This window comes from Enterovibrio paralichthyis (assembly GCF_019209835.1).
Taxonomy (GTDB): domain Bacteria; phylum Pseudomonadota; class Gammaproteobacteria; order Enterobacterales; family Vibrionaceae; genus Enterovibrio; species Enterovibrio paralichthyis.
This window is the reverse complement of sequence record NZ_JAHUTS010000030.1, coordinates 25062-38455: the sequence shown is the minus strand read 5'-3', so window position 1 is coordinate 38455 and position 13394 is coordinate 25062. Positions and strand designations below refer to the sequence as shown.

Genomic DNA, 13394 nt, shown 5'->3' with positions numbered 1-13394 from the left:
AAGACCAGCGCAAGCTGGTCTTTTTCTTTAACGGTGACTTACTGCAACGCTGTTTAATAGACCAATACATTCCGGCCGCGCCGTTTGGCCTCGTAGAGGTTATCATCGGCTTGCCTGAGTAAAATATTGACCGGCTGGACACCGCTAGCCATGCCGATACTGACAGTAAACCGCACTTTCGCCTCGCCCACCAACACTTCGTGATCTTCGATAACCGCTTTCAGCTTTGCCAGCTCATCGACAAATGTATTCACATCCTCGGTATCCAGTACCACAAACTCTTCGCCTCCGAACCGGGCGGGCAGGGCGGTGGAGAAAAATGAGCCCAACAGTGATCCCAGCGCCTGTAAAATCATGTCCCCTCCATCGTGGCCATATTTGTCATTGATGGTTTTGAAGTTGTCTACATCTATCATGGCGACAGATTTTAGTGGGGAAGGGGATTGTGCTGCGCGGTGGAAGAAGTATCGACGGTTCCATAGCTGGGTAAGCTCATCCCGGTTGGCAAGGTTGAAAAGCTGTGCGTTGGCGTCCTGGATTTCGAGCACCGAATGCAGGCGACAATACAGCTCTTCTTTCGTGAACGGCTTGTCGAGGTAGTCATTCGCCCCTGCCTTTAAAAACTGGGAAACCAGATCTTTGGATTTAGAGGCGGATAACCCAACAATAGCTAAATCATCCCGCGTTTTTATCTGACGCAGCTCATGGGTCAGGGCGACACCATCCATATTGGGCATAGCATGATCAGTGATAACCAGACAAATCTCGGGTTCTTGGTCATATTTTTCCAGCGCATCCAGCCCATCAACGGCACTGATGACAGTCAGGTTTTGCCGTTCAAGCAAATCGGAAAGGTATTCACGCATCGACAGCGAGTCATCGACAACCAGAGCCTTTTTATTTTTGTTGCGCACCAGCCTGTTTAACAGGGGCACGATAAAGCTAAGCGACACCACGCTGTCTTTGAGCAGGTAATCGAGGATGCCTTTATTCAGCATCAACTCCCTGTCGTGTTTGTTGCTGTTTCCTGTCAGTACGATAGTGCGGTAATTTTTATCCAGTACATGATCGATCACTTCACCGCGCGGAGCATCAGGCAGGTTGTAATCCAAGACGGCACAAAGAAGGTCAGGTGAGTCTTGCAGGAAAAGCTCGGTATCGGCATAAGAGCTGAGGATGGTCGTCCTGTAGCCAGCATCAGCCAGAAGGTCTTTGATATATTGTTGAAAAACAGGGCTGTCTTCCACGACAAGGACGTGTTTTGACTCCGTCATACCGATGTACCGCCTGAGAGTAACGTGCAGAAGTGCTTACTAACAATATAGTCTTTTAGGTGAGACTTGAGGCTGGATTGACAATTAACAAGATACTGTTTATATATACAGCTAATTGTCAGTGGCAACGTTACTATGAGAAAGATAATCCACGTAGACATGGACTGTTTTTATGCAGCGGTAGAAATGCGGGATAACCCGGCGCTGCGTGATATTCCTTTGGCTATCGGCGGCTCTGAAAAACGCCGTGGGGTGATTTCTACCTGCAATTATCTGGCGCGTAAATTTGGCGTCCGTTCAGCTATGGCTACTGGACATGCCCTGAAATTATGTCCCAACCTTACCGTTATCCGTGGTGATATGGCGAAATACAAAGCTGTGTCGTCACAGATCCGCGCGATCTTTTCCCGCTACACCGACAAAATCGAACCCCTTTCACTTGATGAAGCGTACCTGGATGTAAGTGACTGCTTACTTTTTCGTGGCTCTGCCACCCTTATCGCCGAAGATATCAGACGTGCTATCCGTGAAGAGTTGGGTCTGACAGCCTCAGCCGGTGTGGCGCCGGTGAAGTTTATCGCCAAAGTTGCTTCGGATATGAACAAACCCGACGGCATGTTCATTATTACCCCGGACGAAATTGACGGTTTTGTAAAGACTCTGCCATTGGAGAAAATACCCGGTGTCGGAAAAGTAACACTCGCCAAACTGCATGAGCTGGGGCTGTTCACCGGTGAAGATGTGTAAGCCTATGACCGCACGGCCTTGTTGCAGCGGTTTGGGAAATTTGGGCAATCACTCTGGAACCGCTGCCACGGCATTGATGACCGCAATGTCGAAACCTCGAGGGTTCGCAAATCTGTTGGAGTGGAGCGCACTTTGCCACAGGATATCCAAACCGAAGAAGAGTGTTTGGCGGTGATGTTGTCTTTGTATGAAGAGATGAAAACGAGGCTAGAGCGGGTATGCCCTTCATTTGAAATTGCCCGTCAGGGGGTGAAACTGAAATTCTCCGATTTTCAGCAAACCACGGTCGAGCACAGACAGTGGATGTATGATGAATCCCAGTTCCCGGCACTGTTGCGAGAAGCGTTGGGACGCCAGCAGGGAAGGGGAGTTCGCCTTATCGGACTCAATGTCGGGCTTAAAGCGGAAGACAGCACCCAACCCTCCCAACTGGCTTTTGACTGGTCATAAAAAAGAGCGCCTGAGCGCTCTTTTTCAACGAAATGAAAGGGATCAGGCTTTTACCGGAATGGCTTTCAAAATCGCAATCATCTGTTCCCAGAAAAGGCCAACGGTGGCGATATTCACTTTCTCATCCGGTGAGTGCGGGAACTTGATGGTTGGGCCAAAAGAGATCATATCCATGTTTGGATACGGTTCTTTAAACAGGCCACATTCCAAGCCGGCGTGGATCACCATGATATTCGGCACGCGGCCATAGATCTCTTCATAGGTCTTTCTGAACACATGCATGACTTCTGAGTCCGGATCCGGTTTCCAGCCTGGGTATGCGCCGGAAAATGCCACTTTGGCACCTGCCAGCTCACCCATGGATTTCAGCATGCTTTCAACATAGCTGCGGCCACTGTCTGCCAGTGAACGGATCAGACACAGCAGGGTCAATTTGTCACTTTCAGTGGTGATAACACCAAGGTTCAGAGAGGTTTCAACCACACCGGCGATGTCATCACTCATGCGCACAACGCCGTTCGGGCAAGCGTTGATAGCGGCAATAATACGGCTTTGTACCGCTGGGGTTAGTGGCTGCTCGCTGATGTCATGATCCAGTACAGACAGTGCAATTGATGTTTCTACTGCACCCAGCTCTTCGGTCAGCAAGGATTCGAAGTAGTTGAACAGGCTGGTAAGTTTCTCCACGTTTGCTGCAGGAACCGCAATGTCTGCTGCAGCTTCGCGCGGGATGGCATTGCGAAGAGTGCCGCCACGTACAGAAAGAAGGCGCAGGCCAAGTTCGTTCGCGTGTCCCGCCAGGAAACGGCCCAGCAGTTTGTTGGCATTTGCACGGCCTGTGTGGATGTCACAGCCAGAGTGGCCTCCTTTCAGACCTTTTATCTGCAGGGTTTTACCCACATAACCGCCGCCCAGCTCCTGACGATCCAGATTGAACGTCAGTGACGCATCAACACCACCGGCGCAGCCCATGTAAATTTCGCCTTCCTGCTCAGAATCGGTGTTAAGCAGAATCTCGCCTTCCAGCCAGCCTTCTTTGAGGCCAAATGCGCCGGTCATACCTGCTTCTTCATCGATGGTCAGCAGCACTTCCAGGGGGCCGTGTTCGATGTCTTTGGAGGCCAGCACTGCAAGACATGCCGCCATGCCCATACCGTTGTCAGCACCCAGTGTGGTGCCTTCAGCAGTTACCCATTCACCGTCGATATAAGGACGGATAGGGTCAACCGTGAAATCGTGTGCGGTGTCTTCGTTTTTCTGCGGCACCATGTCGATATGCGCCTGAAGCACCACACCCTTGCGGTTTTCCATACCTGGAGTGGCTGGTTTTTTGATAAAGACGTTTCCTACGTCATCACGACGGACAGACAGACCTTCACTGGTTGCCCAGTCGACAATGTACTGCGCCAGTTGCTCCTCGTGCTTGGATGGGTGAGGGATAGAACAGATCTTATCGAAAAATTGCCACACAGCTTGTGGTGACAGTTGGCTGATTTCTGACACAGGCTTTCTCCAGAAAACTAGAAATAAAAAGGCATGCAATTCTGCATGCCGATAACTTATCAGAATTTGTAACGCAAAAGTATGCTTTGTTAAAAGCATTTATCTGCATCTACGTTGAATGACTACATCTTGAACTGACCCATGCTGCGTTTGAGTTGAACACCGGCCGCTGACAGTTGTAGCGTTACTTTCAGCTTTCTATTAAGTGGTTGGGCGCGGTGTTGCTTGATACCGTCCAAATTGTGTTATGTAAAGGCATTGTGGCGTCCACTTTTCCACCAACATGGTCAGCGTTCAAGCATCTTTGGTTAACCTGTTGGTATTCATGGAATTTTCATCAATGACCGGATTGTTTGTATGTAAATAAATTACATAAAAGAGTTTTTAGTGATGATATTTGTGATCTAGATCGTCTTTATGCTTGTAATAAAATAACGAAAAGGCTATTATCTCACCGTCCCAAGGTAAGAGCAGTCGGCTCGGGACAAAGCGTCTCGCTTTCATTTGTTTATGGATAAGCCCGAAATCATTCGTCTCCACGGAACCGAGCTTTTTGTTAAAGCGACTTTCTTTCGAATATTTGAGGTGAACTTATGAAAGGTGACTCAGCGTGTAACTATTGGAACCGCGGTTCGATTTACACCACCAATTTCCGTTATCCGAATGCGTTCGGATATCAACGCAAGTAAGACAGTTTGTTCCCCTTGGAGGTCAGGCCTCCAAATGTAATACCCCGCTCTAACAGATACTTTGTTTCCGCAGTTTGGAAACGCACTTTATATCTGGCGCCACTATTTGATAGTGGCGTTTTTTTTATCCAAAAAACCTTTCTCACCACATTGCTCTCATATTTCCAATTTGCTCATTAAATAGTCAGTTATTCCTATTACTATTGGACGGTTAACGCGGGATTTTGCGTTAAACCCACTCAGTCGCATAAAACACCAGCAAACAGACAAGAACGTGATGCAATTCACGCTGGAAATTTAGTGAGTTGGCAGTTAATATTCGCGTCAAATTTTTTGCGCAAACGTTTACGACAAACGTTTGCGTTTATGTTGACTGACATGAATCCACTTTCCAAGGAACCGAAAAGCCATGCTTGAGCGTCTTTTTAACCTTAAAGCGCAAGGTACAGATGTTAAAACGGAAGTCATCGCGGGATTAACCACATTCCTGACCATGGCTTATATCATTTTCGTCAACCCAGCTATCCTGTCCGAAACCGGTATGGATCGTGGCGCGGTGTTTGTGGCGACCTGTTTGGCGGCAGCGATTGGCTGTTTCGTTATGGGTCTGGTAGCCAACTATCCGGTTGCACAGGCTCCGGGTATGGGTCTGAATGCTTTCTTCACCTACACAGTGGTATTCCAGATGGGATATTCGTGGCAGGTGGCACTGGCAGCGGTATTCCTCTCCGGTCTGTGTTTTATTGCGCTGAGCCTTTTTAAAGTGCGTGAATGGATCATTCACTCAATTCCTCTTTCTCTGCGCACCGGTATTTCGGCCGGTATCGGTATGTTCCTGGCGCTGATCGCCCTGCAAAACTCCGGTATTGTTGTTGACCATCCTGCAACTCTGGTTGCAATGGGCGACCTGTCTTCATTCGGTCCGGCTATGGCCGCGCTGGGTTTCTTCCTGACCATTGGTCTGGTTAACCGCGGCATCAAAGGCGCGGTGATGATTGCTATCCTGATTGTGACAGCACTGGGTGTGATGTTCGGTGATGTTCAGTATGCAGGTATCATGTCTACGCCACCTAGCATTGCACCGACTTTCATGCAGCTGGATTTTGCTGGCGCACTGGAAGTGGGCATGATTTCAATTGTGTTTGCGTTCCTGTTTGTTGACCTGTTTGACACTGCAGGCACCCTGGTTGGTGTGGCACAAAAAGCTGAGCTGCTGGACAAAGACGGTAAGCTGCCACGCTTGAACCGCGCGCTGTTGGCCGACAGTACTGCTACCACGGTTGGTGCAGTTCTGGGTACATCAAACACCACGTCATACATTGAAAGCGTAGCGGGCGTTGCAGAGGGTGGCCGCACCGGTCTGACCGCGGTAACTGTGGGTGTTCTGTTCTTGCTGGCGCTGTTCTTCTCGCCACTGGCGGGCATGGTTCCTGCGTATGCGACAGCAGGTGCACTGTTCTACGTGGCAATCCTGATGATGTCAGGTCTGGTGGGCGTAAATTGGCGTGACCTCACTGAAGCTGCGCCAGTAGTGGTTGTCTGTCTTCTGATGCCACTGACCTATTCCATTGCACATGGTATCGGCCTTGGCTTTATCTCTTACTGTGCGATCAAAGCATTCAGCGGTAAAGGACGTGACGTACCTATCAGTATTTGGGTTCTCGCGGGTCTATTCTTGCTGAAATTCGTTATGTAAGACACAATACGCCGCAATCTTTTGAGTGAGTTAGAAAGGGCGACCATCGCCTCTGAGGTTTTCTGAAATGAGCAACAAGTTTGTTATCACCTGGGACAACATGCAAATGTACACCCGCCAACTGGCAGAGAAACTGCTACCTGCTGATCAGTGGACTGGCATTATCGCGGTAAGCCGCGGTGGTCTGGTACCGGCAGCAATTCTGGCGCGTGAACTGGGTATCCGCCATGTTGATACTGTTTGCATCTCTAGCTACGACCACGATCACCAGCGTGAAATGCGTGTTCTGAAGAAAGCGGAAGGTGACGGTGAGGGTTTCCTGGTTGTTGATGATCTGGTTGACACCGGTGGCACTGCGGAAGTTATCCGTGAAATGTACCCGAAAGCCAAGTTTGTGACCGTGTGTGCAAAGCCAGCGGGTAAACATCTGGTTGATGACTACGTGGTAGATATTGCTCAAGATTGCTGGATTGAACAGCCTTGGGATATGGGCGTAACGTTTGTTCCACCTATTTCAAAGCGCTAAGTATTCTGAAAGCCCCGAAAGGGGCTTTTTTGTACCTGTAACCCAGAGATTCTGGCGTCCGTAGAGTATCTTCAGGTCGTTTAGGTATACACTAGGGAAGTTCAGTTCCACTATCAGGGAGAGGTTCTGTGAGCGAATCCGAAAACCTTTCAATCAAACTTTTCAAACCCCACCGCCATGCCAGGGAAACCTCCACGCTTGTGGGTTCTTCGAGCAATCATCCCGGCGGTCTGCATAACGCTATTGACGGTGACAGCGACAACAGTTGGTACCGCATTCTCCGTCGCCCGCAGTGGATATGGCAAGGTCTCGACCCCATCGAAATGGAAGCAACGCTGGCGCGTATTGCCGTATCTGATAACGAAAGAACCAGCGAGAAACTGTTGGATACCGTGGTAGGTTACCGCCCCGGAAACTGGTCTTATGAATGGACGCAAGAGGGAATGCGTTTTCAGCGTCAGGCAAAAACTTTAGAAGAGCAGGGTGACAAAAAGGCGGCGGCGGATGCCTGGCTGAAAGCCTCCACCCATTTCAGCATCGCTGCGTACCCTCACCTGAAAGGCGACACCCTCTCACAGCAGGCAGAAGTGCTGGCAAACAAAGCCTTTCACGCCGCGATGGAGAAATCGTCCTACAAAATTAAAAGTGTTGTAACCAAGGTTGACGGTAAGTCTCTGGAAGGCTTTCTGTACCTTCCGCACACAGATTCGCCGTTGCCGACAGTTATTGTCAGTTGTGGGCTTGATTGCCTGCAAACCGATATGTGGCGCTTGTTTGAAGACTATTTCCTGCCTGCCAATATTGCCATGTTGACCATCGACATGCCTTCGGTGGGCAGAAGTCACCACTGGTCATTGAGCGAAGATACCAGTCGCCTGCACCAGGCCATGTTGTCAGAGTTATCTTCCGTGCCATGGGTAGATCACCATCGCGTGGGCTGCATGGGGATACGTTTTGGTGCCAATGCGGCGGTACGCATGGCGTTTGTGGAGCAAAACCGTATAAAGTCCTGTGTCTCAATCGGTGGCGTATTACATGCCATGCTGAGCGAGTCGGAGCGACTGAACAACATTCCTCCAATGTATCTGGATACCATTGCCTCACGCATGGGCAGGATGGAGGCATCAGCATCTATGCTTACCCAGCTTCGTGCTTTGTCCCTGCGTAACCAGGGCCTCTTGGTGGGACGTAAAACCAAAGTGCCTATCTTGGCGATGAGCCTGAGTGATGACCCGGTATGTCCGGAGTCAGATAACTGCTTGGCAGCAACATACAGCCAGGGAGGGAAGTCAAAAATCGTGCCTTCCAAACCAATTCATGATGGCTATCACAGGATTATGCAGGAAGCCGTCACCTGGTTTACGGAAACTTTGTGATAGATGTCTTTTTAACGTCTTGATTCAGAGAAAGAATCACTAATACCGCTAGTGGGTGGACGAAATTCCATCGGTTGCATGGTATACATTGAGACTCAGGCCTGCTTTTTACGGCAGGTCTGGGTGTAATGTCTGCTGACCCATAAAAATAAGAAATAACCGACGCCACCATTCAACGCGGCGAACCGGTGTCAGCAAGCGATGCAGGAATGCATCGGTATTGAATCTCGTCTTAAGGGAGCTTGCTATGACCGACGAAACCAAAACCCTGTCCCACGGCCGCCTCATGACCCGCTTCGCGCAGGTGGGTCCGTATTTGCGCCAAAACAAATCCTCTGAAAACAGCTATTTCTTTGATTGTCTGTCTGCCTGTGTCAATGCCAAAAAGAGCCCGGAAAGCCGTGAGTTCTGGGGCTGGTGGATGCAGCTGACGCCAAAGGAAGGCGGCTTTGAGTACCTCTATACCTTTGGAAAATACAACACAGAAGGTGAATGGCTGGAGGATGCAATTCCTAATAAGTACGCCGATGAAGTGAAAGCGTCGCTGGATACTTTCTACAGTAAAATCACAGGATTGGTGGAAGGCGAGCTGGCCTTGGAAATCACGGCGCAGCCTTCTTTGAAGCAGCCTAAACTGGGTTCTGCTGCCTGAATTTCGGCAAACGGCGAATAATCACATCCTGTCGCGTTATTCGCTTGTTATCTTGGTCTGAGATTGATAAAAGAAAGGCTCATTTGCTTTTTATGTTGTCAATGTGATGTCAGGCCAAGAAAACTCTTCATCTGCTATTTCTACGGCTGGCGACGCCCAACGTCGTCAGACTATTGTTGTCAAACTCGGCACCAGTGTGCTGACTGGCGGTACCAAAAAAATCGACCGCGCTCATCTGGTTGAGCTGGTACGTCAATGTGCCATGTTGATCCGTCAGGGACACCGCGTGATTGTTGTGACTTCCGGTGCTATTGCCGCAGGTCGCGAACACCTTAACTATCCCGAACTGGCTGCTACCATTGCCAACAAACAGATGCTGGCAGCGGTAGGGCAAAGCCGCCTTATCCAGGAATGGGAGCGCATGTTTGCCATTTATGGCATCAACATCGGCCAGATGCTGCTGACGCGCGCTGATCTCGATGACCGCGAACGCTACCTGAATGCACGCGATATGCTGCAGGCGCTGTTGGTAAACAATATTGTGCCTGTAGTGAATGAAAATGACGCCGTTGCGACCGCAGAAATCAAAGTGGGTGACAACGACAACCTGTCCGCGTTGGTTGCGATTTTAGCGGAAGCCGACAAACTGCTTTTGCTGACAGATCAACCTGGCCTGTTTACTGCCGATCCACGCACCAATCCGGATGCGGAGCTGATCCGTGAAGTCCATACCATTGACGAAACTCTGCACAAGCTTGCAGGTGGCAGCGTAAGTGGTTTGGGTACCGGTGGCATGGCAACCAAGCTGCAGGCAGCTGATGTGGCTCGCCGTGCGGGTATTGAAGTGACAATCGCGGCGGGTAGCCGCCCTGAAGTGATCCAGAACCTTGTGGATGGCAAACCTGCGGGTACACGCTTCCTGCCGCTGGAATCACCGCTGGAAAGCCGTAAACGCTGGATTCTTGCTGGCCCTCCGCCAGCGGGTAACATCATCATCGATGAAGGTGCGGCGAAAGCGGTGGTAGAACGTCACAGCAGCCTGCTGTCCAAAGGTATTGTGACCGTGGAAGGGCACTTTGACCGTGGTGCAGTTGCACGTATTTGCGATCAGAAAGGCAAGTTGCTCGCACGTGGGATCTGTCGCTATTCAAGCAAGGATCTGGGGGCGATCGCAGGTCGACACAGTCAGGACATTCAAGATATTCTGGGTTACGCACACGGCGCCGTTGCGGTGCATTGCGACGATCTGGTCGTTATTGATTAATATCGGGCAGTGGTGGTTCACCACGGCCAATCAGGAAGAGCAATAGAGGCTGAAATGAGTCTTCAACAAATGGGACGCGCAGCGAAAGAAGCTGCATATTTACTGGCAACCGCGCCAACGGCACAAAAGAACAAAGCGCTGGCGGTGATTGCTGATGAGCTGGAAGCCAATGCTGACGCTATTCTGGCTGCCAACGCGAAAGACATCCAGGCGGGACGTGAAGCGGGCCTGACAGACGCCATGCTGGATCGCCTGTTGCTGAATGAAGCGCGCTTGGCGGGTATCGCAGCGGATGTACGCAACGTGATTTCACTGTCCGACCCAGTCGGCAGTGAAATGGACTGCAAAGTGCTAGAAAACGGCATGACACTGAGCCGTCGCCGTGAGCCGATTGGCGTTATCGGTGTCATTTATGAAGCGCGCCCCAACGTGACCATTGATATCGCCTCGCTGTGCCTGAAAACTGGCAATGCCAGCATCCTGCGCGGTGGCCGCGAGACGTTCCATTCCAACGTTGAACTGGTGAAAGTGATCCAGACTGCGCTGGAAAAAGCCGATCTTCCTGCGTCTTCTGTTCAGTACATTGAAAAGCCTGACCGTGAACTGGTGGGTGAGTTGCTTCGTCTGGACGACTACGTCGACATGATCATCCCACGCGGTGGCGCGGGTCTGCACAAGATGTGTAAGGAAAACAGCACGATTCCTGTGATTATTGGCGGCTTTGGTATCAGCCACCTGTTTGTGGACAAAACCGCTGACCTGGACCGTTCATTGGCAGTGATCCTCAATGCTAAAGTGCAGCGTCCATCGGCGTGTAACGCTCTGGATACCTTGCTGGTTCACGAAGCGGTTGCTGCTGAATTGCTGCAAAAACTGACGCCGCTTATTAATGACAACAAAGTGAAAGTGATGGCCGATGACACCGCTTTCCCACTGCTGTCAGGCGTGTCTGATCTGAATCATGCCGGTGAAGGTGATTTTGACACTGAATGGCTGAGCTATACGCTGGGTGTGGCAATCGTGGCTGACGTTCATGCCGCGCTCAAGCACATGCGTGACCACAATGCGAGCCATTCTGATGCCATCATGACCAACGACCTGGCGTCAGCGGAAGCTTTCATCAACGGTGCTGGCTCAGCGGCGGTCTATGTGAATGCATCGACCCGTTTCACTGACGGTGCCCAGTTTGGCCTTGGTGCAGAAGTGGCGGTTTCTACCCAGAAACTTCACGCCCGCGGTCCAATGGGTCTTGAAGAGCTGACTACCTACAAATGGGTGGGGAAAGCCGATTACCTGAGTCGCTCATAAGCGACAAAGTGAATTGATGGAAGGCGCTCATTGGGCGCCTTTCTTTTTACTTCCGCGAACCTGGCTTTGACGGTAATCTCTCGCCATTGCCCATCACCCGCCAGTACTATGGATTACTCGACACTCTCACGCCTGAGCCTGAAAAACCTCACTGTCATGCATGTGCTTTTGATGACGCACAGCGTAACGGCTACGGCAGACATTTTATGTGTCACGCCCTCCAGTGTCAGTAAGGCGCTCAGCCAGCTTAAGATGCAGCTTAACGATGAACTGTTTTTCCGCAGGGGCAACCAACTGACGCCGACGCAGTACGCCCTCAGTATCGGGCCTGCTATCCACAACGTGTTGTCCAACATCAACGGGATTTTTGAGCAAGGCGAGTTTGTGCCAACACGTTTTGCCGGAAGTCTTTCCCTGGCAATGCGGGAAAGTACGTTCGAGCTGTTTGCGTCAACACTTTGCGCTATCTCTGCCAAACTCGGCGAGCATGCCAGGCTTAACATTGGAACCAAAGCCGAGTTCAGCTTTGAGGCTCTCCTTAGCGGAAAGCTCGATTTCCTCGTACTGCCGCATGATGTGAGCCAACCGCCGACCCTGAGCAAAAGCCTAGAATGGCAAACCATACTGGCAGATGAGATGGTGTGCCTGATGCGCGCTGGACATCCGCTGTCAGACACAAGGTTAGATATCGAAAATTACCTGGCTTGCCGGCATATCAGTGTGATTGATAAAGATTTGGCTGAACCTTATTTCGAGCAGACCCTGACCCAGCGGTATGGAGCGCGCCAGATCGCTATGCTGGTGGCCGACTTCGGCGCAGCCGCTTTGACCTGCCATCATTCAGACTATCTGTTTACCTGCTCCAAACGCTGGGCAGAAACCGCGCTTCAGGCAAAAGGATTGGTGAGCAAACCGCTGCCGTTTGACTATGGTCAGGTTGCTTACAGTTTGGTGTGGAATACAGTGAGCCTGAACAATCCGGCGTGTCGATGGCTGTATGAGCAACTGACAGCGGCCCCTTCTCAGGTATAAATCGTTGGCAGTTGCATCGGTCGCTGGGTTTGCTCGAACAAGGTGTCGTGGAAGCGCAGCATTTCCGCTTCACTGCATTTGTTCCACGCCAGCGCTTCACCGACAACACCATGGTGCTGAAAGGCGTTCAGGCGGATATTCACTGATTCTGGCAGGGTGTTGATAAATTCCCCGACCGCTTCAACTTCCGTATCCAAATCACTCTTTCCCGGTATGTGCAGCAGACGCACTTCATGCAGTTTCCCATGCTCAGCTAAAAGGCGGATGGTTGCCATCACCCTGTGCTTGTCACGACCAACCAGCCAGCGGTGAGTGTCATTTTGCCACGCTTTCAGGTCAATCATGGCACCATCAAGAACTGGCATCACACGTTGCCAGCCCGCTTCAGAAAGCGAACCATTGCTGTCGATAAAACAGGTGAGGTGGGAAAGTACCGGGTCAGCTTTGACCGCTTTAAACAGTTCCGCAATGAAGGGCAATTGCAGTGTCGCTTCGCCGCCGGAAAAGGTTATGCCGCTCAAAAACAGGTGGTGCTTTCTGACCACGCCCAGCATTTCATCCAGCGTGTAGCGGGTGATTTTGGGGTTGGATTTGTGCGGACAGACATCAATACAGCGATCGCAATGGGTACAACGCTCTGGATGCCAGACGGCCTTGCCATGTTTCAGGCTAAGGGCATTGGACGGGCATTCAGGGACGCAGTCACCACAATGGGAGCAATGGTTGATGGTGTGGGGGTTGTGGCAGGTGATGCAATCGAAATTGCACCCTTGCAGGAAGATAACGAGCCGGTTACCCGGCCCGTCAACACAGGAGAAGGTCAGAATGCGGCTGACAAGTGCAGTTGGTTGTCCTGACATTGCTGACGCTCCTGCAA

10 protein-coding genes and 1 pseudogene are annotated in these 13394 nt (G+C 50.9%); 8 read left to right on the top strand and 3 right to left on the bottom strand.

The genetic code is table 11. The annotated features are described in order from the left end of the window. Positions 1 to 53: 53 nt before the first annotated feature. Positions 54 to 1274, bottom strand: coding sequence for a GGDEF domain-containing response regulator (locus KU854_RS22010; RefSeq protein WP_218360458.1), 1221 nt, complete (start codon positions 1272 to 1274; stop codon positions 54 to 56). A 135-nt stretch (positions 1275 to 1409) separates the two neighbouring features. Here KU854_RS22010 and dinB point away from each other — a divergent pair. Further along, a pseudogene (gene dinB, locus KU854_RS22005) lies at positions 1410 to 2471 on the top strand (DNA polymerase IV). A 42-nt stretch (positions 2472 to 2513) separates the two neighbouring features. Here the strand turns inward: dinB and KU854_RS22000 are convergent. Beyond that, on the bottom strand, positions 2514 to 3974 hold the full coding sequence (locus tag KU854_RS22000; protein ID WP_218360457.1) for an aminoacyl-histidine dipeptidase: 1461 nt from the start codon (positions 3972 to 3974) through the stop codon (positions 2514 to 2516). Positions 3975 to 5072: 1098 nt separating this feature from the next. On the opposite strand from KU854_RS22000, the gene KU854_RS21995 reads away from it, so the two are divergent. The 7 genes from KU854_RS21995 to KU854_RS21965 all read left to right on the top strand — a co-directional run bounded on the left by KU854_RS21995 (position 5073) and on the right by KU854_RS21965 (position 12517). Further along, complete coding sequence (locus tag KU854_RS21995) at positions 5073 to 6359, top strand: NCS2 family permease (RefSeq protein WP_054778443.1); 1287 nt, start codon at positions 5073 to 5075, stop codon at positions 6357 to 6359. A 67-nt stretch (positions 6360 to 6426) separates the two neighbouring features. Next, complete coding sequence (gpt, locus tag KU854_RS21990; protein ID WP_054778444.1) at positions 6427 to 6885, top strand: xanthine phosphoribosyltransferase; 459 nt, start codon at positions 6427 to 6429, stop codon at positions 6883 to 6885. A 128-nt stretch (positions 6886 to 7013) separates the two neighbouring features. Beyond that, positions 7014 to 8261 carry an esterase FrsA gene (gene frsA, locus KU854_RS21985; RefSeq protein WP_218360456.1) on the top strand — a complete coding sequence of 416 codons (1248 nt, stop codon included), beginning with the start codon at positions 7014 to 7016 and terminating at the stop codon, positions 8259 to 8261. Between the two features lie 247 nt (positions 8262 to 8508). Beyond that, a complete protein-coding gene (gene crl, locus KU854_RS21980) occupies positions 8509 to 8913 on the top strand; it encodes a sigma factor-binding protein Crl (protein ID WP_218360455.1) in 405 nt (134 codons plus the stop codon). A gap of 106 nt (positions 8914 to 9019) precedes the next feature. Beyond that, on the top strand, positions 9020 to 10177 hold the full coding sequence (proB, locus tag KU854_RS21975; protein WP_218360454.1) for a glutamate 5-kinase: 1158 nt from the start codon (positions 9020 to 9022) through the stop codon (positions 10175 to 10177). A 54-nt stretch (positions 10178 to 10231) separates the two neighbouring features. Further along, positions 10232 to 11485 (top strand): glutamate-5-semialdehyde dehydrogenase, encoded by a 1254-nt coding sequence (locus KU854_RS21970; protein WP_218360453.1) that lies wholly within the window; start codon positions 10232 to 10234, stop codon positions 11483 to 11485. Between the two features lie 108 nt (positions 11486 to 11593). After that, on the top strand, positions 11594 to 12517 hold the full coding sequence (locus KU854_RS21965; protein ID WP_218360473.1) for a LysR family transcriptional regulator: 924 nt from the start codon (positions 11594 to 11596) through the stop codon (positions 12515 to 12517). Here KU854_RS21965 and KU854_RS21960 read toward each other — a convergent pair. Beyond that, complete coding sequence (locus tag KU854_RS21960) at positions 12508 to 13377, bottom strand: YjjW family glycine radical enzyme activase (protein WP_218360452.1); 870 nt, start codon at positions 13375 to 13377, stop codon at positions 12508 to 12510. The genes KU854_RS21965 and KU854_RS21960 overlap by 10 nt on opposite strands. Positions 13378 to 13394 lie beyond the last annotated feature (17 nt).